Raw genomic sequence first — 17638 nt, 5'->3', positions numbered from 1 at the left:
AATGTTTAAAAAGGGGGTGTTGATTTTGACTATTGCTTTTAATGCGGGAAAACAAAAGTCCCCCATTATTTGTATAGGGGGAGCGAATATTGATAAAAAATTATATACCAAAAATGAAATTGTTAAAAAAACCTCCAATCCTGTCATAGGATCTTCTAGAACGGTTGGGGGAGTTGCCAGAAACATTGCTGAAAACTTAGGACGTTTAGGGGAAGAAGTTATATTGCTTTCAGCACGAGGAAATGATGCTGATTGGTTCGATATTTATCAATCATCCTCGCCTTTTATGAATTTGGATCATGTCATTAAAATTGACGACATATCAACGGGCTCCTACACGGCCGTTATTGACAAAAACGGCGATTTATCTTTAGCCCTGGCCGATATGAAGGTTTTTGATTATATTACACCCGCATTGCTTTTGAAAAATATCGATATTCTCCTTACGGCCAAATGTATTGTGGTGGACTTGAATTGTCCAAGTGAAACAATAGAATATCTTGGATTGTTCACCGCTAAACATCATATTCCCTTAGTCATTATCCCTGTTTCATCTCAAAAAATGAGTGGGCTTCCTAAAAAGATGCACGCAGTGAGTTGGCTGATTGTCAATAAAGATGAAACGGAAACATATTTGAATGTCAAAATCAACGATAGGAACGATTGGGAAAATTCGGTTAAATCGTGGCTGAGGTTAGGAGTAAGAAATGTTATTGTGACCAACGGATCAAAAGGGGTCATGACTGGAGGTGCCAAAGGTTATATACAGCATTTCCCATCTGTTGAAACGCCCATAGTGGCGGATGTCACAGGTGCAGGAGATTCATTTTGTTCAGGTGTCATTTATTCTTGGTTACAAAAGAAGGATTTTGAATCTGTCATCAAATCGGGCTTGGTCAATGCTCATAAAACGATCATGTCAAAATATACAGTTAGGCAAGAATTGTCACAAACTCAATTTAAATTGGATATGGAGGAATTTACAAATGAAAAAATATATTGAACTGTCTTCAGAGGTGCAAGAAGCAAAAGCGTCAGGCAAAGCGGTAGTTGCTTTAGAATCCACCATCATTTCTCATGGTATGCCTTATCCTCAAAACGTCAAAATGGCTCGTGAAGTTGAACAAATTGTTCGTGATAACGGTGCGGTTCCAGCAACAATAGCCATCATTGACGGAAAAATCAAAATCGGATTAACAGATGAAGAACTAGAGATTTTTGGGAAAAGCCCAAATGTGGCCAAGGTATCAAGACGTGATTTGGCGCAAATTATCGCTACCAAAAAACTAGGGGCAACAACTGTTGCTACAACGATGATCTGCGCGGAGTTAGCGGACATCAAAGTTTTTGTAACAGGCGGTATTGGCGGTGTTCATAAAGGAGCGGAAACGACTATGGATATATCAGCCGACCTCGAGGAATTGGCTCAAACCGATGTAGCTGTAATATGCGCAGGAGCTAAATCGATTCTGGACTTGGCCCTTACTCTTGAATACCTTGAAACAAAAGGGGTTCCCGTAATAGGGTATGAAACGGAATGCCTTCCAGCGTTTTACACTAGGGAAAGTGAGCATAAATTAAACTTCTATACGGATTCAATAGATGTCATTGCTGAAACATTAAAAACCAAATGGGAATTAAGCCTAAAGGGCGGGGCAGTCATTACTAATCCAATTCCGGAACAATATGCGATGGATCAGGATTACATCAATGGTATCATCACTCAAGCAATCCGGGAAGCGGAAGAAAACCATATCATCGGTAAAGATAGTACGCCATTCTTACTTGGGAAAATCAAAGAATTAACAGGCGGTAAAAGCCTTGAAGCCAATATCGAATTAGTAAAGCATAATGCTAAAGTGGGAACCCAAATAGCAGTAAGTTTCAATGAGAAACTAAGTGATAATAAACTGAGAGTGTAAGCATCACCAACACCACTTCTATAAGCTCACCGTGTTGTTATACTAGACAACTAGACTTATAGAAGTTTTTTTTAATAACGTTGAAAGCGTTAACACTCTAGGGGGATGGTCGAATGGATTTTATATTCTTGCTAACAGGGATCCTGTTTGTTTTTATCATCGCTTTTTTATTCAGTAATAACCGGAAGAAAATAAAATATAAACGAATTCTGATCATGTTGGCCGTGCAAATCCTTTTAGTGTACACGATGATGAATACTAGCATTGGCCTGATTGCAATTACCAGCGTAGGCCAATTTTTTGAAAAATTAATGGCGGTCGCAGATTCCGGAATCCAGTTTGTATTTGGCGGGATGGTAAATAAAGGGGCAACAACGTTTTTCTTTGTAGCTCTATTACCCTTGGTGTTCATGTCGGTGTTAATTGGAATATTGAATTATATAAAAATATTGCCATTCCTAATCAAATATTTAGGTTTGATATTAAGTAAAATAACAGGAATGGGGAAACTGGAAAGTTATTTTGCGGTATCTACAGCTGTCCTTGGTCAGCCAGAAGTATTTCTTACAATTATTAAACAAATTCCACATTTATCTTCAAAAAGGCTATATACGATCTGTACCTCGGCAATGAGTGCGGTAAGTATGGCGATGGTTGGAGCATATATGACGATGCTGGAACCGAAGTATGTTGTTACCGCTGTTGTCTTGAATATTTTCAGTGCTCTTATCATTGCTAATATCATCAATCCATATGACTTGGACAATAATGAGGATCTGATTCAATTGGAAGAGAATCAAAGAGTCCCCTTCTTCCAGATGGTTGGGGATAGTGTAATGGATGGCTTTAAAATCGTTATCACGGTTGCGGCGATGTTATTGGGATTCATTGCCTTGATGGAATTGATCAATGTAATCTTTCTAAGTGTTTTTCATTTTTCCTTCCAAACGGTTATCGGATATCTGTTTGCACCAATCGCTTTTTTAATGGGCATTCCGTGGCCAGAAGCTGTAAAGGCAGGCGGAATAATGGCTACAAAGCTTGTTACCAACGAATTCGTTGCGATGCTGAATTTTGGTGAAATATCAAAAAACCTTTCTGATAAAACGATTGCCATTGTATCGGTTTATTTGGTTAGCTTCGCGAATTTTGGAACGGTAGGCATTGTTTCAGGTTCAATCAAGTCCATTAGTGAAAAACAGGGCAATCATGTTTCCAGATTCGCTTTGAAACTTTTGCTGGGTGCTACATTAGCTTCCGTAATTTCCGGGACGATCATGGGGATTGTCATGTAATTCCTATAAAGGAGAGGGTATGATGCAAACGAAAAAGATCATTTTGGATTGTGATCCAGGGCATGATGACGCGATTTCACTTATTTTGGCCGCTTCACAACCATCGCTGGAGATTTTGGCAATCACGACGGTTTCCGGGAATGCGGAAATTGAAAAAACGACAATAAATGCGTTGAAAATCTGTGATTTAGTATCTTTATCCGGTGTTGCGGTGTCAAAAGGGGCAAGTGAACCGTTGATTCGCTTACGAGAAACGGCACCTGGTATTCATGGTGATTCAGGTCTTGATGGTCCGGAGCTGCCTGAACCTTCTCGAAGCTGGAGTGATGAACATGGCTGCGATACGATCATACGCCTTGTAAAAGAGTCAAAAGAACCTGTTACGATTCTTCCGACAGGACCTTTGACAAATATTGCTTTGGCTTTATTAAAAGCGCCAGAGATCAAGGGCAATATAGAGGAGATTGTCCTTATGGGCGGCGGAACGTTTGGGAACTGGACGCCAACTGCAGAATTTAATATTTGGGCAGATCCGGAAGCGGCAAAAAAAGTATTTGATAGCGGCATTCCAATAGCGGTCATGGGACTGGATATCACTCATCAAGCTCTGGCTACAAAAGAAGTCATCGATCAAGTGCAAAAAATTGATAATCATGTGGCCAAAATAGTTGGAGAATTATTAGTATTCTTCGCCTCGACATACAAAGAAATGTTCAACTTTGCAGGGGCACCGGTACACGATGTATTAACTGTCGCCTACTGTGTTGCACCAGAATTGTTCAAAATGAAAGAAGTGAATATAACAGTGGAAACGAAAGGAGAGTTTACGGCAGGTACGACTTTAATTGATTTGCATGGGGTTACGGGAAAAAAAGTAAATGCCAAGTATGGATTGGAACTGGACGTCGAAGGCTTTTGGAGTTTCATGATTGAAGCGTTGAAGAAATTCTAAGAATTCACATGAGAATAACGAATTAACAGAGGCGATCCTTCCATTTGGAAGGATCGCCTTTTCCTGCGGAGTTAAAAAATTGAAAATTGTGGTATAATCATCTGATTATGTAAAGGAGTGATTTCTTGTTTATTAATTCTGGCGACATGATTTATCAATTTTTTATCATTATTGTCATAGTAGGAATATTTTTCGCTGTTTATTACTTTGTTCGAGCACGTCCCGCTAAACAACCAAGCAAGTCCGGCAATATGGAACAAAAACTCGATAGAATAATTGAATTACTTGAAAAGGATAAGAAAGAATGACTAACAGGGATCGCTTCGGCGTCCGCCTTTTTGCATAGTAGGTGACCAAATGATGCTTTGCTTGTTTTTGTTAAGCAGGCATACGATTAGTGGTAAAGTTCAGGGCTGCTAATGGGCGGCTTTTTTGTTGTTATCCGCCCGGGAAGCAATATCGACGAGATTTAAGAAAACTGGACCTTAGAGGCTGATTTCCTCACTTTAAACGATAGAATTCGATGTAATCAACTAACAGTAAGTAGGCTGAAGCGCGGAGCTGTCTTTAAGACGGTTTTATTATGCAAGGCAATATCGGGAAATGCGCGTCTTCGTGAGACACTGCAGGCACAATAGCATCGACGAGGCTCACGGACCGCCCCTGGATAAGCGAGGGAAACGCTATCTTCGTTTACACCCAAAGGATAAAGGAACGAACAGTGTACAGAGCTTCATCAAGGTTCAAATGGAACAAACCCATACGGAAATGTAGACAAATTCTATTTGTTTTACGTCTGAAAGCTGCCATTAAGGCAGCTTTTTTTTATCGAACTAAAACAGTTTAGATGCATGAGATTTGTAATAAACAGAGGATGACTGCCTTTGAGTCAGTCGGTATGTATCGAATAAAAACGGTCTTTATTGCAAATAATCTATCTATTACTAGTGGTTAAGGGGCAATTTAATGAGGAATAAAATAGTAAAAGAAATTGAGACCACGTTTTCCAATCAAGGCGATTTTTTCATTGAAGAAGAACTAGTAGATCAAACAAAAATCTTTCTAATAGGGTTCAAAACGCTGGTCGATTTAACGAAGTCGAAATTATATGTTCAACAAATGGCAGATTCGAACACGTCAGTAAAAGCTTTGTTCATAAATCTTAATGACCTGGTGAACGTTGAAACAAAACAGCTGATTAAAGGGATTTTAGAAGGCAATTTAGTGATCGTTTCAGAAGACGGCAAACAAAATGCCGTCGTTAATCCCATCGTTCAAAATTTGAGGAGCAGCGTTTCCGAGCCTAAAAATGAAAGTCCGATTCAATCATCTACGGATGCCTTTGGAGATGATATCAATACGAACGTCGGGATGATCAGAAAAAGGCTTACCACTGCAAGTCTATGCCATTGTTCCTATGAAGTCGGAGAGCTGGAAAAACGAAAGTTATCCATGCTCTATATTAAAGGCAGGACCCCAAATGCCCTTATTGACAAGGTCGACCAGCAGTTAAAAGGGATCAAATCAGATATTGATACAATTGATGACCTTAATTTGCAATTTGGTAAACGCAGGTTGAGTCCTGTCAGTCATCTTTTCGCCACCGAATTGCCGATTTCGGCCATACATTCATTAAAAGAGAACAAAATCGTGCTTTTTTTGGATAATTGTCCGTTTGCGCTTGTTTTTCCTAACCTCCTTTGGGATATGTTAGTTAGTATAAATGATCGCAATTTCCCTTCGATCCTTTCATTTATGCTTCGGGTTTTTAGAGTGATAGGGCTTGTGGCCACGCTGATCCTCCCTGCGTTATATGTTGCTTTGGTGTCAGTGAATCCGGAGGTATTTAAGTTGGATCTTGCGTTGTTTGTCGCTAAGAGCAGGGAGGGCATTCCGTTAACGGCCTTTCTGGAAACGATCGCCATGGTCGTGTTGGTTGATTTGATACTAGAAGCGATTGTAAGACTTCCCAAAAGCGTCGGACCGGCCATTACAATGGTTGGAGGCATCATACTGGGACAAGCGATGGTGGAGGCCAAATTAGTCAGTAACTTGTTGGTGATTGTGATCACGGCTGTCGTGATTGCAAGTTCGTCGGTCATCGGCATGCAGAATTCTTTGTACATTCGCTTGCTGAAATATCCGATTTTGATATTGGCATCACTTTTCGGCATTTTAGGGGTATGTACGGGTTTTATTTTCACGATAATATACTTGGCTAGTCTAACATCGGACGACATTCCTTATATGACGTTCCGTATTAAAAAAGAAGGAGCGACAAAGTGACGCAACGGATACAAATCGCAGCAGTTTTCATTATCATACATTTAAGTTTTGGCTATGTTGTATATCCTAATCTCATATATATGTTAACGAAAACAGCTCATTGGGAAGTCATCATCTGCCAAGCTCTTCTGCAATTGATGTTGATTTGGGTCTACATTAAAGGGTTAAATTACTTTCCGACACATAATGTCATTGATATTTATTTGAACATGGGAAGGTGGGCGGCAATTGTTTTCCTTACTCCGTTTGTGATCAACTTGATTGCGCTAGCTTCCCTCAACATTCGCATCCACACGGAAGTCATCATTTCGATTTTTTTGCCTCGAACCCCTTATTGGGCAATATTGATGCTGCTATTTTTCATTTCGATATATACAGCTTTAAAAGGTTTAGGAACAATTTTGCGTTCCGCCATTTTCATTTTCCTGTTTGTTATCCCTTTGGTGGTTTTGAATATTTTTTCTTCTGTAATAAATTTTAATATACATAATGTGACGCCTGGTTTGAATCTTCCACCCAAGTTCTTGGTGGATATTAAATTTTTTTATCTATTAGGATTTTCCTCATTTTTGTTTTTGGGGTTCATGACTTCCAAAACAAAATTGATATTTCGTCAACTTTTTGGAGCATGGGTGATTGTAACGCTATTATTCCTATCAGTCGTGTATATCCCGTTATTCATTTTCGGACAAGATACGGTCGTTACGCTGAAAAATCCTTTCCTGGAAGCAATGGACTCAATAGACATTAGCTGGTTTTCATTCAATCGACAAGCCATATTCTTCGGTGTGTTGCTGGTCGGATTAGTGATACTGACGAATTCAGTTTTATTTTGGATGATAGGAACCATCATGGAAAAAATATTCAAATGGCATTCTTCATATTGGATTATTGCTTGTTCTTTCATCGCATTTATTTTCGCGTTAGTTGTTCCAAACAAATATTTGCTGGAAAAATATTTTTTGTGGAGCTCAGGTGCTCAAGCTTTTTTCATGATCATCATTCCAATAACCATATTTATCTATGGATCCTGGTCGAATAGAGGTGTTAGGGGGCATGAAGAAAAATAGACTATTTAAACTTTCTATCGTATGTATGACGATCATCATTCTCAGCGGATGTTGGGATATCAAAGATATTAATAAGCGCACCATTCCGTTAGTCTTGGGCATTTCCAAGGAACAGGGCGGACAGTATAAAGTGACATTACAAATACCTGTACTCAAAAATGAAAGCCAAGTATCGAAGGTCGTAACAGGGAAAGGCGAATCGATTACAAGTGCACTTGGGAAAATCAGGACAAACTCGGAAAATGCCGTTGATTACACACAAATAAGATTGATTGTCGTTCAAAACAACTTGGCGCATAATCAAAAGGAATTAACGGCCATTGTAAAATTTTTAATGGGCTCAGAAGAGATTCCGTCCAGGTCGTTAATAGCCATTACAGATGAAAATGTCGAGGATGTATTATCTAGCATTAACGATAAATTGGGTGTCCATGCTTCTTCCATCTATGACTTTTTTAATAAAGGGGCTGACTGGGCTCCAGAGATCTTTAGTACCCCAGTTTGGGAAGTGTATCGGAGCCTGTTTTCTTCCACTAAAGATATCGCCGTTCCTGTCATCCGTTCAGGAAAGAATACAGTATTAATCTTCGAAGGCTCAGATATCTTGAAAAAAGGCGAATTAATGGATAGATTCAAACCGGAAGAAATCCAATTAATTCGTGTGCTGCAAAACAAAAATGAAAAAGGGAAAATAGAGAGCCTAGGTTTTGCCAGTATTATGGTTTCAAACAGTTCAATTCGACTGACTCCATCGTTGAAAAATAATAAACCATCATTGGCTAGCAACTTGAATATAAAAATAAACGTTTTAGAGAGAAATGATGGAGTCACAAATGAAAAAATCATTGAAGAACTTGAAAGAGTTATTGAAAAGCGGTTTTTCCAAGTACTTAAGAGAATGCAGGAAAGCCATACCGATATATTTGGCTTTGGGCAGGAATTTCAACAGTTGATTTCTTATAATGAACTAAAAAACTGGAGGGATGAATATTTTCCCGAACTGAAGGTGAATTTCAAGGTCGAAGTCAATATGGAGTAAAATCCGTTCGGATTGCAATTCCGAGTCTTCGAGTAAGGCGACCTAGGGTAACTTCAAGGTCCTCAGCCGCCCGTTTACGAAGGGGGAAATCAATTCATGTATCCGCCCGTCTTTCAGCTTTTGTACAAAAAGAGACTTTGAGACAGCTCTCTATTCAGGGGACATATTTATCTTTCAAATGATCGGAGCCGATACCACCGATAAGCATCAGCGCCAATGGCAGGAAATTCGACACAGCTGGCATACCTTCTAAAAACGTAATGTCTGTGCCAGCAAATTTGTTAAGGCCCAAAATGATGAGTTTGGATACTAACAAAAATGATCCAAGTAAAAACACACTATCAAAGAATACCTTCCTCTTTGGAAATGCCAATTGCTTACTATCCCGTATTATTTTTTCTTTCAATTCCTCGTCACTCCTTAATAATTCATCAATTGTAATATGAAATAAATCACTTAAATGAATGATTACTTCGATGCTCGGATAATTTTTTCCTGTTTCCCATTTCGACACAGATTGCCGACTCACATGAATCTTCTCTGCAAGATCATTCTGTGACCAATTCCGCTTTTCCCGTTCTTGTTTCAATCGTTCGCTAAGTATCATGAATAATTCCTTTCCTTTCATATCCTAGTATGGTGAGTTGGCACCTTTAAAGTAAAGCGAGTATTGGGCGCATTGCCGTGCAACCTTTGGGTTACACCAGGGTAAACCCTGATTTATCAAGGTTTTTTTGGTTTTTGGAAATCGCTTAATGCTTGAATCGAGGAGATATGGACGCCGTTTTCTACAGTATGTTCAAAAATTATTAGCTATTATCATGGGTCATGATTAACTCCTCAAAAACGGTAAGGTTCTTTCAGATCCACATATTGAAAATATAAAAATGAGCGCTTTGTCAGATACAGCTCAAGGCCTGGTTGGTTCAATTAAGATCATATTTTAGTGTATAGTATTCCTTTGAAAATTGAGTGAAAAAAATGTCATTATCCGGTTTTATTGGCAAATGTAAATAATGCTTCTCCTTTTTGCATGGCTTGTTCTCTATCTGATATGGAAGACGATGAGTTGATTGGTGGGTTTCTTCATGGTGCAGGTAACGGGAGCTAGAGGTCAACTGTGAGAAAGTGAAATTAGACCTTCCTTGGAACAGTTTATATCTGGGGCATGGTGTTACGTTGTCTGGCTTGGCTAACCTAGCGGTGCAAAGCATTACGGTTCACGTAAATGAACAAGCCCTCCTGCATTCCAGTCAATCTGCAGGAGGGCTTATCTTGGTTAAGAGTTAACATCATTTGAGTTATGAATTCAATAATTGAGCAAAATGAAGATTGATAGCGGTAATTTTCCATCCTTCATCTGTGCGTAGGTATTCAACATCCTCACTTTGATAAACGAGGTTTGTTACACCGTTACCTTTTACACCAACCCATAACAAGTATTTTCCGGTCGCTTGATCTCCCTTAATGTTAATGATCGGGTTAGTGAAGCTATGCATGCCAAGTTCACCGTCGGCAGTCGCTTCTTTCAACATGTCGATAATATTATTGACTCCTTTAGAATCGACACCCATAGCTGCACATTTCCAAGTGGCGTCTTCAGTAAAAAGAGCAGGAAGGCTTTCAAAATCCACTTCCTTGCCATTCCAGCCTTTATCTACATAATGTCCATATGTGGCTTGTAGCTTCTTTATGCTTTCAATATCCTCAAGATATTGAATTCTTTCTTCTAAAGATCGTTCTTGTCTCATTCTGCTTATCCTCCCTGACACCTCATGATTTTTTATATTCGTGGATAAATCATTTCCGTTTCATAAATTAGTCTGTTTCATTTGCTCGCTTTGCATCCGCTCTCCATGTACCAAATCCTTTGGACTCACTGCCTCGATACGCTCCAAATCTTCAGCTGTCAAGGTAATATGAACGGCAGCTGCATTTTCTTCTAAATAGCTGATGCGTTTTGTTCCAGGAATCGGCAAGGCATCGTTTGCCATTGTCCATGCTAGAGCTAATTGAGAGGGTGTAACATTTTTCTCCTCTGCGATTTTTTTTATTTCTTCCAGAACATCCAGATTCTTTTGGAAGTTGTCTCCTTGGTAACGTGGTAACCATCTGCGAATATCGTCTTCAGCAAGATCTTCAAACTTACGTAATTCCCCAGAGATAATCCCACGGCTTAGTGGACTGTATGCCACATGGGTAATACCTAATTCTTTAACAACCGGCAAGATTTCATCTTCAATATCCCGGCTCCAAAGGGAGTATTCGGTTTGTAAAGCGGAAATTGGGTGAATGGCATGAGCGCGTTTAATCGTTTCAGCACCGGCTTCCGATAAACCAAGATAACGAACTTTACCGGCCGTTATTAAATCGGATATCGCTCCTACTGTTTCTTCAATCGGGACATTAGGGTCTACGCGATGCTGATAATAAAGGTCAATGTAGTCTACATCCAATCGACGAAGACTCTCGTCTATTGATTTTTTTACATAATCCGGGTGCCCGCTCACGCTGTAGTCAGGTAAGAAACCAAACTTGGAAGCAATAATGGCTTGTTCCCGCCGTCCTTTTAATGCTTTTCCAAGAAGCACTTCATTATGTCCATTTCCATAAATATCGGCTGTATCTAACAATGCCACACCTAACTCTAGCGCACGGTGGATGGTCCGAGTGGATTCTTTGTCATTTGTGGCACCATATGTTCCAGACATCCCCATCAACCCAAGGCCCATAGCTGACACTTGTAAATCACTATTTCCTAATTTTCGTGTTCTCATATCATTAGCAGCTCCCTTTCGTTTGTTATATCAAAAATAGAATAACACCAACGACGAACCAAGTAAACTAAAATGGTTAAAATAGTTTACTTCGTTCACTGTGTTTATTTCCCTAGTTTTTTATGTAATAATGAAGAAAGTGAAGGAGGAGAACGACTTGACTGCGAACAACGAACAAAATCAAAGTTCTCAAAATGACATGAGAACAAGATTACTCACTAAAATCATCCCCATTATAAGGAAGAATGGCTTCCAATCCATTCGTATGGATGATATGGCGAAATACATGGATGTAAGTAAAGCGACCATGTACAAATATTTCACTTCCAAAGAAGATGTTATCCAAGGGTCTGTCAATAGTTTCGTTGACTATTTAAATGAACTTGTTGTCGAATCAAATAATACGGTCGAATCGTTTACAAAGGGTTTTCAACAATTATTCGAACAATCGATTTTACTTGCCGCCTATATCTCGGATGTATTTTTGAATGAGCTTCAAATCATGTATCCATATTTACACGATCAACTGCGGGATGCGATGCAAAGAAGAGAAGAAAAAATGACGGTCTTTTATGAAGAGGGAAAAGAAAAAGGCATATTCAATACAGTTAATGAAAAGCTTATCTTTCTACAAGATGATGTATTGGTCCGATCCATGATAGATGCTAAATTCCTAATGCTGAACGGTCTGACACTTCATCAATTATTATTGGATTATTATAGGCTGAAGAAGCTTCAGCTCTTTAAAGCTGACCATGCAGAGCAAGTTGACGATAACCATATGGTAAATCAGCTCGACTATATATCAAAGAAGCTAACGCGGGACTTATTTTAGGGCAAGTATACTTTTACAAAAATATAAGAGTTTTTATAAGGGAGGTTGCTGCGGCAGCCTTTTTCTCATTTTCAAAAGAATATTTTTGAAAGTGGTCGCAAAATAAGTGGGCAGTTAAGGAAAAATTAATATTTTCGTTAGAGTTTCATAACATATGGGAGGTATTGTATACCTATTGACAGAATAAGGAGGAATTATGAATGAAAAAATACGTAGCAAGTATAGCGGGTGCCGCTGTCCTATCCTGTGCAGGATTTCTGGGATTTGGTCAATTAGAGCAGGTACAACAGAATCAAGGGAATGATCAGGTAGCACATGCAGCAAGTAACGAAAGTCCGGTCAAAGATACGAAGAAAACGACAACTCCAGCAAAACCAATGGGGGGGGCTTTCTACACACGTACTTGACGAAGTAAAAGGGAAACCTGCACCAAATGTAAAAGTTAAAGTATATCGAGTGAATGAAGAGGGAAAGATGAAATACTTACACACGGCAAAAACGGATAAAGAGGGGCGCGTTGGTTCACTGCTTACACCAAAGGAAATGAAAGAAGGTACGTATGAAATCCATTTCTTTATAGGCGATTACTTTGATAAACAAGGCACAAAGGGTGCAGATGAATTCCTGGACGAAGTTCCACTTCGTTTTAAAGTGACTGATTCTAAACAACATTACCATGTACCAATTGTAGCCGCACCTGGAGGCTACAGCACATATCACGGAAGCTAAGCTAGTTTACAAGTTGTATGGGAGAAGATACATAAGGTATCCCTCGAACTATAGACATGCTCGATCTGAATCGAGTTTGTCTATAGTTTTTTGAGGATTTCGCAGCGCTCGCTGCAAACATTTTTGTTTGAACGTTCAATATATCCCCCATGCGCAAAATTGCATGAGGATTATTTTTAATAGGGACAGGTGAAATAATGACAAAAAAGATTTTGATTGTAGATGATGAAAGCAGCATAAGAGATGTTTGCAAAAGGTATTTACAAAGGGAGGGCTACCTCACCATTGAAGCGAGTGATGGCGAGGAGGCCATTGCCAAATGGAAAAAACAAAAGCCAGATTTGGTTATTCTGGATTTAATGATGCCTTATAAAACTGGATGGGAAGTGTGCCAGGAAATACGTGAGGTGGATGATGTTCCGATCATCATGTTAACGGCAAGAGGGGAAGAGCAGGAAAGGCTGATGGGGCTGACAAATGGAGCAGAAGACTATGTCACCAAACCGTTTAGCCCGAGGGAACTCGTATTGCGGGTTAAGTCGATCTTCCGGCTGCTGGGAAGGAATCCGTTACTCATGGAAAATAGGGAAGAGAAAGTAAAACTTGTCCAATACGGGGAGCTAGAGGTTAATGAAGTGACAAGAACGGTTTATCTCAGTCAAAATCCAGTTGAATTGACCATGAAGGAGTTTGACATCCTCTGGCTCTTGATTAACCATCCAAAGCAAGTTTTCTCGCGCTCCCAACTATTGGATAAAGTTTGGAATATGGAGTTTGAGGGAGATACAACAACGGTGACTGTCCATATGAGGCGATTGCGTGAGAAACTGGAGAGTGATCCATCCAACCCTCAAATGCTTAAGACGGTTTGGGGAGTGGGTTACAAGTTTGAAAGCGGGGATGAAGAATGAAAATAAGAACCCAGCTCCTTTTAGCTAACATCGCAAGCATTGGGGTAATTGTGATTTTCTTGATCTTCAGTTATGTTGAAATGGTACTGCCCCCGACGATTTTTAATTTGTTAGTCATCATTACGTTAATTGCTACAGTTATATCCATCCTAGTACATTTGTACCTGACTAAACCCATTTTAAAATCCATTCAGGATATATCAGCCGGTGCCAAGAAAATTCGGGAAGGGGACTTTAATTGCAGGATAAGCGAAAGTAAAATTATTGAGTTAAACACTATGGCCTCGAATTTTAATGATATGAATGAGCAATTACTAAAAAGTTTTGAAAATCTATCTAAATCCGAAGCATCTAGAAAGCAATTGGTTGCAAATATATCACACGACCTACGAACACCGATCGCGTCCATCAAGGCCTTTTCCGAAGCGCTTGAAGATGGTGTCGTAGAAGACAAAGAAACCTTCAAGCAATATTTAAGGACACTAGGACTTGAAACCCAACGGCTTAGCGACTTAATAGACGAACTCTTTCAACTGTCTCAGCTTGATGCAGATGGGATCACTCTTGAGAAACAACCATACCATATAGATCAGCTGATCGTTGAGACACTCCAAAATCAGTTGTTTCAAATTGAAGAAAAGAAGCTCAATATAGAAGTGGACTTACCAGAACAATTGGAACCGGTTTTAATATCCCCATCAAAAATGAAACAAGCTGTCATCAATTTATTGGAAAATGCAATTCGATACTCCCCAATGAATGGTACCATAAAAATCATAGGACGAAGGTATAAGAACGGATATATAAAAATATCCGTAACGGATGAAGGCGAGGGGATACCAGAAGAAGATATGCCTTATGTTTTCGAACGATTATATCGTGTAGAGAAATCCAGAAATAGAGAAACAGGTGGATCCGGACTAGGGCTGGCAATAGCCAAGTCCATTATCGAGCTGCATGATGGTGAAATAGGAGTCGAACGGAACGACAAGGCAGGCTGCACATTTTGGTTCACTCTTACAAGAACTGGCCAAAGGCCCTTAAAGTAGTCCAACGCTTACCGTGCTTTTGTTTTTGCCTAGCAAATACATGCCATCTTGTTTCTTTACGTTTCCAAAAGAAAGGTTTTACATCTTGAAGATAGATCATGTCATAAAGAGGCGAGATAAGTATTGATCAAGATTTATACGTGGTGCCATTTGCTGTGTCCTTACAGGTTATTCTCAATAAGTATCCAAGGAAATTTAACTTACTTTACTTATTGTTGTACACTATTTTCTCATTAACGCTGCCATGATATAGTAAAAATGAAACAGTACTATAAATTAAGCCTTTCTACTGCTGTTGTCCTTTGGCTGTGGGACTCCATTTTTTTACATAAGAAACCGGAGTAGTACTTGAGCTGCCTTCTAGGCAGTTTTTTCTTTTGGAACGAAAGGGACAGAGTTGTTTCAATAAGGAAATATTATGAAACTATTAGGGCTTTTCAACCGTAGAATATAGAGAACCTTTGGATAGCTAACTTAGGCATCGCCGATACTCAAAAAAATACAACTGAAAATATGGTGAATGTTAAATGAAAATGAATAAGCAAAAATTAACCTCATTGATAGCGACTTTAGGGCTAACCAGCTCTGTTTTGGCAGGTTGCGGATCTGCTCCTTCTGTTAATAAAAATGCTGAAAAATACAAGGAAGACGAAGAACAAGATGAATCAAGCTCAGGTTCGGGCTCGGGATCTAGCACCCATACCAATACAAATTCAAGCAATCATACAGTGGTTCCTCCGGTAACTGGTTCCAAGACAACGAAAAATGATGCCGTCAGTGGATCGAGTAAAGGTTCCACCGGTATTGGAAGCGGAAAAGGTGGGGCAAGCAGTTAAATCGCCATTTCAAAATGCATCTAAGGAGAGAACGATATGGAAAAAAAGGATGAAGCACACTATCTGTTAAAATGGATTGAACTTAACGATAAAATGGTCAAAAAGGGCTTTACCTGGGGCAGTGTAGAAGAAGATGAAGATTGGCACCAATATATGTCATATGATATACATACATATTCTCAACGGGAAATAGACAGGATTAATCGTGTTACCAATAAAATAGGGAATGTATACAATAAAATGTATCACAAACTGCTGGACGGCTCTCAAGAAAGTAACGTCTGGAAGTCCCAACTAGGTTTGCCTGTCCATACCTGGGATGCTGCCAATGTTCCCAGTGATTTTTTTAGCTACTTTACAAGAATGGATTTCATTGTTAATGAAGATGAAATCCAGCTGGTTGAAGTGAATTGTGATACACCGACAGGATACATAGAATCATCCATCGTTAATCAAATCATATGTGAGGAATATGGATTTGTATCTCCGAATAAACTTGAGGAAAACATCAAAAGAACGTGGGCAATAATCAGCAAACAATATAATCTATCAAATGATGATACCGTTCATTTTACTTCTTACGGCTGGCACGATGAAGACCGCGAAACTGTGCTATTCAATTTAACTAATAGCGGATTACATAACACTAAATTCATAGCTATTGAAGATATCATCGTTTCGGATGAGGGGCTGTTCGACCAAGAAGGGGATAGGATTAACTTCTTGTATCGACTGTATCCGCTTGAATACTTAGTTGATGATAAAGATTCTGCCGGAAGGGAAATTGGTCTCTCTTTTTTACAACATATTGCTGATGGTAAGGTAATATTAATAAATCCGCCCGGCGCCTTCCTTATGCAGTCTAAAGCGGTTTTAGCATTGATATGGTCTCTGCGGGATGATAGCGGGATTTTCAGCTATGAAGAAAGAGAAAGCATCCGTCGTCATTTTTTGCCCACTTATTTAAAAGGTGATTTTCCTTTTGAGAATGAAGCGTATGTAGCAAAGCCAATTTACGGGCGCGAAGGCGGAAGTGTAGAGATTTTTGACAGCTTTTCCAAGTTAGTCGAAAAAGATGAAGAAGATTATTACGCAGAATGGCAAAAGGTTTATCAACAATATGTAGAGATGCCCAATAAAACGGTGAATACTTGGGACGGAGAATATAGCGGCAAAATGCTTGTAGGTTCCTTCTTAATTGGAGGAGAAGCTAGTGGCTTGTTCCTTCGTGTAGGTGAAAAAATAACCGGCAATCTTTCCATGTTTTGTCCAGTGGCCATTGAGAAGTGGTAAATAGTTTCATGTTTTCACTGAAAAAGAGTCTATACGCCCACTATGACGCGATAAACATAAAAGGAGAGTGAAGGAACAGAAATGAAAACGTATCCTTTAACAGAAAGTGATTTTGCATTAATAGATGAAGCTAAAAAAGTAATTACAACCCTCTATGAAGATGATAGACATCATGTGGGAGCAGCATTAAAAACAAAGTCGGGGGATATTGTTTCAGCGGTACATATGGAAGCATATATCGGGCGGGTTTCAGTATGTGCTGAAGCTATCGCGATTGGAAAGGCAATTTCGAACGGAGAAAAATACTTTGATACGATTGTTGCAGTAAGACATCCCTATTCCGATGAAAAGAATAGAAAGTTAAAAGTAGTAAGTCCGTGCGGGATGTGCAGGGAATTAATTTCCGATTATTCACCAGATTGTTTTATTGTTTTGGAAATGGAAGGGAAGTTACAGAAAACGAAAATTGGTGAACTGATTCCACTTAAATACAGTCGGGAATCATGACCAAAAATGATTTCCCACTTTATTTGAAGATGGAGTTGCGATGACATTTCTTTTTTTCACCTGAAAGAACAGGTATGTTAATATAGTATAGCATAGCCGGATTTTTTATTAACGGAAGTAAGTACATCTTATCATCA

19 protein-coding genes are annotated in these 17638 nt (G+C 39.2%); 16 read left to right on the top strand and 3 right to left on the bottom strand.

All coding sequences use genetic code 11. The features are described from left to right. Position 1: 1 nt before the first annotated feature. The 8 genes from CVN76_RS19470 (at position 2) to CVN76_RS19435 (ending at position 8564) form a co-directional block, all read left to right on the top strand. Positions 2-1003 carry a carbohydrate kinase family protein gene (locus CVN76_RS19470; RefSeq protein ID WP_100532683.1) on the top strand — a complete coding sequence of 334 codons (1002 nt, stop codon included), beginning with the start codon at positions 2-4 and terminating at the stop codon, positions 1001-1003. Then, entirely contained in the window at positions 987-1922 is a 936-nt protein-coding gene (locus CVN76_RS19465) for a pseudouridine-5'-phosphate glycosidase (RefSeq protein WP_100532682.1), read from the top strand. Before CVN76_RS19470 ends, CVN76_RS19465 begins: the two co-directional genes overlap by 17 nt. Positions 1923-2035: 113 nt before the next feature. Next, a complete protein-coding gene (locus CVN76_RS19460) occupies positions 2036-3217 on the top strand; it encodes a NupC/NupG family nucleoside CNT transporter (RefSeq protein ID WP_100532681.1) in 1182 nt (393 codons plus the stop codon). A gap of 22 nt (positions 3218-3239) precedes the next feature. Then, positions 3240-4169, top strand: coding sequence for a nucleoside hydrolase (locus CVN76_RS19455; RefSeq protein WP_100532680.1), 930 nt, complete (start codon positions 3240-3242; stop codon positions 4167-4169). A gap of 125 nt (positions 4170-4294) precedes the next feature. Further along, positions 4295-4477, top strand: coding sequence for a DUF4083 family protein (locus CVN76_RS19450; RefSeq protein ID WP_232732356.1), 183 nt, complete (start codon positions 4295-4297; stop codon positions 4475-4477). A gap of 658 nt (positions 4478-5135) precedes the next feature. After that, positions 5136-6455 carry a spore germination protein gene (locus CVN76_RS19445; protein ID WP_100532679.1) on the top strand — a complete coding sequence of 440 codons (1320 nt, stop codon included), beginning with the start codon at positions 5136-5138 and terminating at the stop codon, positions 6453-6455. Next, positions 6452-7525 carry a GerAB/ArcD/ProY family transporter gene (locus CVN76_RS19440; RefSeq protein ID WP_100532678.1) on the top strand — a complete coding sequence of 358 codons (1074 nt, stop codon included), beginning with the start codon at positions 6452-6454 and terminating at the stop codon, positions 7523-7525. The genes CVN76_RS19445 and CVN76_RS19440 overlap by 4 nt, the downstream gene beginning before the upstream one ends. Next, a complete protein-coding gene (locus CVN76_RS19435; protein ID WP_157805718.1) occupies positions 7512-8564 on the top strand; it encodes a Ger(x)C family spore germination protein in 1053 nt (350 codons plus the stop codon). Before CVN76_RS19440 ends, CVN76_RS19435 begins: the two co-directional genes overlap by 14 nt. A 154-nt stretch (positions 8565-8718) precedes the next feature. Here CVN76_RS19435 and CVN76_RS19430 read toward each other — a convergent pair whose 3' ends face one another. The 3 genes from CVN76_RS19430 to CVN76_RS19420 all read right to left on the bottom strand — a co-directional run bounded on the left by CVN76_RS19430 (position 8719) and on the right by CVN76_RS19420 (position 11341). Next, positions 8719-9171: a helix-turn-helix domain-containing protein gene (locus tag CVN76_RS19430; protein ID WP_100532758.1), complete on the bottom strand. Its 453-nt coding sequence runs from the start codon at positions 9169-9171 to the stop codon at positions 8719-8721. Positions 9172-9865: 694 nt separating this feature from the next. Then, complete coding sequence (locus CVN76_RS19425) at positions 9866-10315, bottom strand: nuclear transport factor 2 family protein (protein ID WP_100532676.1); 450 nt, start codon at positions 10313-10315, stop codon at positions 9866-9868. Positions 10316-10375: 60 nt separating this feature from the next. After that, complete coding sequence (locus tag CVN76_RS19420; RefSeq protein WP_100532675.1) at positions 10376-11341, bottom strand: aldo/keto reductase; 966 nt, start codon at positions 11339-11341, stop codon at positions 10376-10378. A gap of 157 nt (positions 11342-11498) precedes the next feature. Here CVN76_RS19420 and CVN76_RS19415 point away from each other — a divergent pair, with 157 nt between their 5' ends. From CVN76_RS19415 to CVN76_RS19385, 8 genes are all read left to right on the top strand, one after another. Continuing rightward, positions 11499-12176 (top strand): TetR/AcrR family transcriptional regulator, encoded by a 678-nt coding sequence (locus CVN76_RS19415; RefSeq protein ID WP_157805717.1) that lies wholly within the window; start codon positions 11499-11501, stop codon positions 12174-12176. Between the two features lie 200 nt (positions 12177-12376). Beyond that, entirely contained in the window at positions 12377-12583 is a 207-nt protein-coding gene (locus tag CVN76_RS31475; protein WP_198512600.1) for a hypothetical protein, read from the top strand. Then, positions 12492-12905 carry a hydroxyisourate hydrolase gene (uraH, locus tag CVN76_RS19410; RefSeq protein ID WP_100532673.1) on the top strand — a complete coding sequence of 138 codons (414 nt, stop codon included), beginning with the start codon at positions 12492-12494 and terminating at the stop codon, positions 12903-12905. The genes CVN76_RS31475 and uraH overlap by 92 nt, the downstream gene beginning before the upstream one ends. 197 nt (positions 12906-13102) lie before the next feature. Then, positions 13103-13816, top strand: a complete 714-nt coding sequence (locus CVN76_RS19405) for a response regulator transcription factor (protein ID WP_100532672.1) — start codon at positions 13103-13105, stop codon at positions 13814-13816. After that, complete coding sequence (locus tag CVN76_RS19400; RefSeq protein WP_100532671.1) at positions 13813-14865, top strand: sensor histidine kinase; 1053 nt, start codon at positions 13813-13815, stop codon at positions 14863-14865. Before CVN76_RS19405 ends, CVN76_RS19400 begins: the two co-directional genes overlap by 4 nt. Positions 14866-15392: 527 nt before the next feature. Beyond that, a complete protein-coding gene (locus CVN76_RS19395; RefSeq protein WP_100532670.1) occupies positions 15393-15701 on the top strand; it encodes a hypothetical protein in 309 nt (102 codons plus the stop codon). A 36-nt stretch (positions 15702-15737) separates the two neighbouring features. After that, positions 15738-16994: a glutathionylspermidine synthase family protein gene (locus tag CVN76_RS19390; protein ID WP_100532669.1), complete on the top strand. Its 1257-nt coding sequence runs from the start codon at positions 15738-15740 to the stop codon at positions 16992-16994. 81 nt (positions 16995-17075) lie between these two features. After that, complete coding sequence (locus CVN76_RS19385) at positions 17076-17501, top strand: cytidine deaminase (RefSeq protein ID WP_100532668.1); 426 nt, start codon at positions 17076-17078, stop codon at positions 17499-17501. Positions 17502-17638 lie beyond the last annotated feature (137 nt).

This window comes from Bacillus sp. mrc49, assembly GCF_002803435.1.
The sequence above is the reverse complement of the archived record's forward strand: the minus strand, read 5'-3'. Positions and strand labels throughout refer to the sequence as shown.

Coding starts and splice junctions, on each gene's coding strand:
- CVN76_RS19460 (WP_100532681.1), top strand. CDS start 2,036: ATGGATTTTATATTCTTGCTAACAGGGATCCTGTTTGTTTTTATCATC.
- CVN76_RS19465 (WP_100532682.1), top strand. CDS start 987: ATGAAAAAATATATTGAACTGTCTTCAGAGGTGCAAGAAGCAAAAGCG.
- CVN76_RS19425 (WP_100532676.1), bottom strand. CDS start 10,315: ATGAGACAAGAACGATCTTTAGAAGAAAGAATTCAATATCTTGAGGAT.
- CVN76_RS19445 (WP_100532679.1), top strand. CDS start 5,136: ATGAGGAATAAAATAGTAAAAGAAATTGAGACCACGTTTTCCAATCAA.
- CVN76_RS19420 (WP_100532675.1), bottom strand. CDS start 11,341: ATGAGAACACGAAAATTAGGAAATAGTGATTTACAAGTGTCAGCTATG.
- CVN76_RS31475 (WP_198512600.1), top strand. CDS start 12,377: ATGAAAAAATACGTAGCAAGTATAGCGGGTGCCGCTGTCCTATCCTGT.
- CVN76_RS19390 (WP_100532669.1), top strand. CDS start 15,738: ATGGAAAAAAAGGATGAAGCACACTATCTGTTAAAATGGATTGAACTT.
- CVN76_RS19455 (WP_100532680.1), top strand. CDS start 3,240: ATGCAAACGAAAAAGATCATTTTGGATTGTGATCCAGGGCATGATGAC.
- CVN76_RS19405 (WP_100532672.1), top strand. CDS start 13,103: ATGACAAAAAAGATTTTGATTGTAGATGATGAAAGCAGCATAAGAGAT.
- CVN76_RS19385 (WP_100532668.1), top strand. CDS start 17,076: ATGAAAACGTATCCTTTAACAGAAAGTGATTTTGCATTAATAGATGAA.
- CVN76_RS19430 (WP_100532758.1), bottom strand. CDS start 9,171: ATGATACTTAGCGAACGATTGAAACAAGAACGGGAAAAGCGGAATTGG.
- CVN76_RS19400 (WP_100532671.1), top strand. CDS start 13,813: ATGAAAATAAGAACCCAGCTCCTTTTAGCTAACATCGCAAGCATTGGG.
- CVN76_RS19435 (WP_157805718.1), top strand. CDS start 7,512: ATGAAGAAAAATAGACTATTTAAACTTTCTATCGTATGTATGACGATC.
- uraH (WP_100532673.1), top strand. CDS start 12,492: ATGCAGCAAGTAACGAAAGTCCGGTCAAAGATACGAAGAAAACGACAA.
- CVN76_RS19470 (WP_100532683.1), top strand. CDS start 2: ATGTTTAAAAAGGGGGTGTTGATTTTGACTATTGCTTTTAATGCGGGA.
- CVN76_RS19395 (WP_100532670.1), top strand. CDS start 15,393: ATGAAAATGAATAAGCAAAAATTAACCTCATTGATAGCGACTTTAGGG.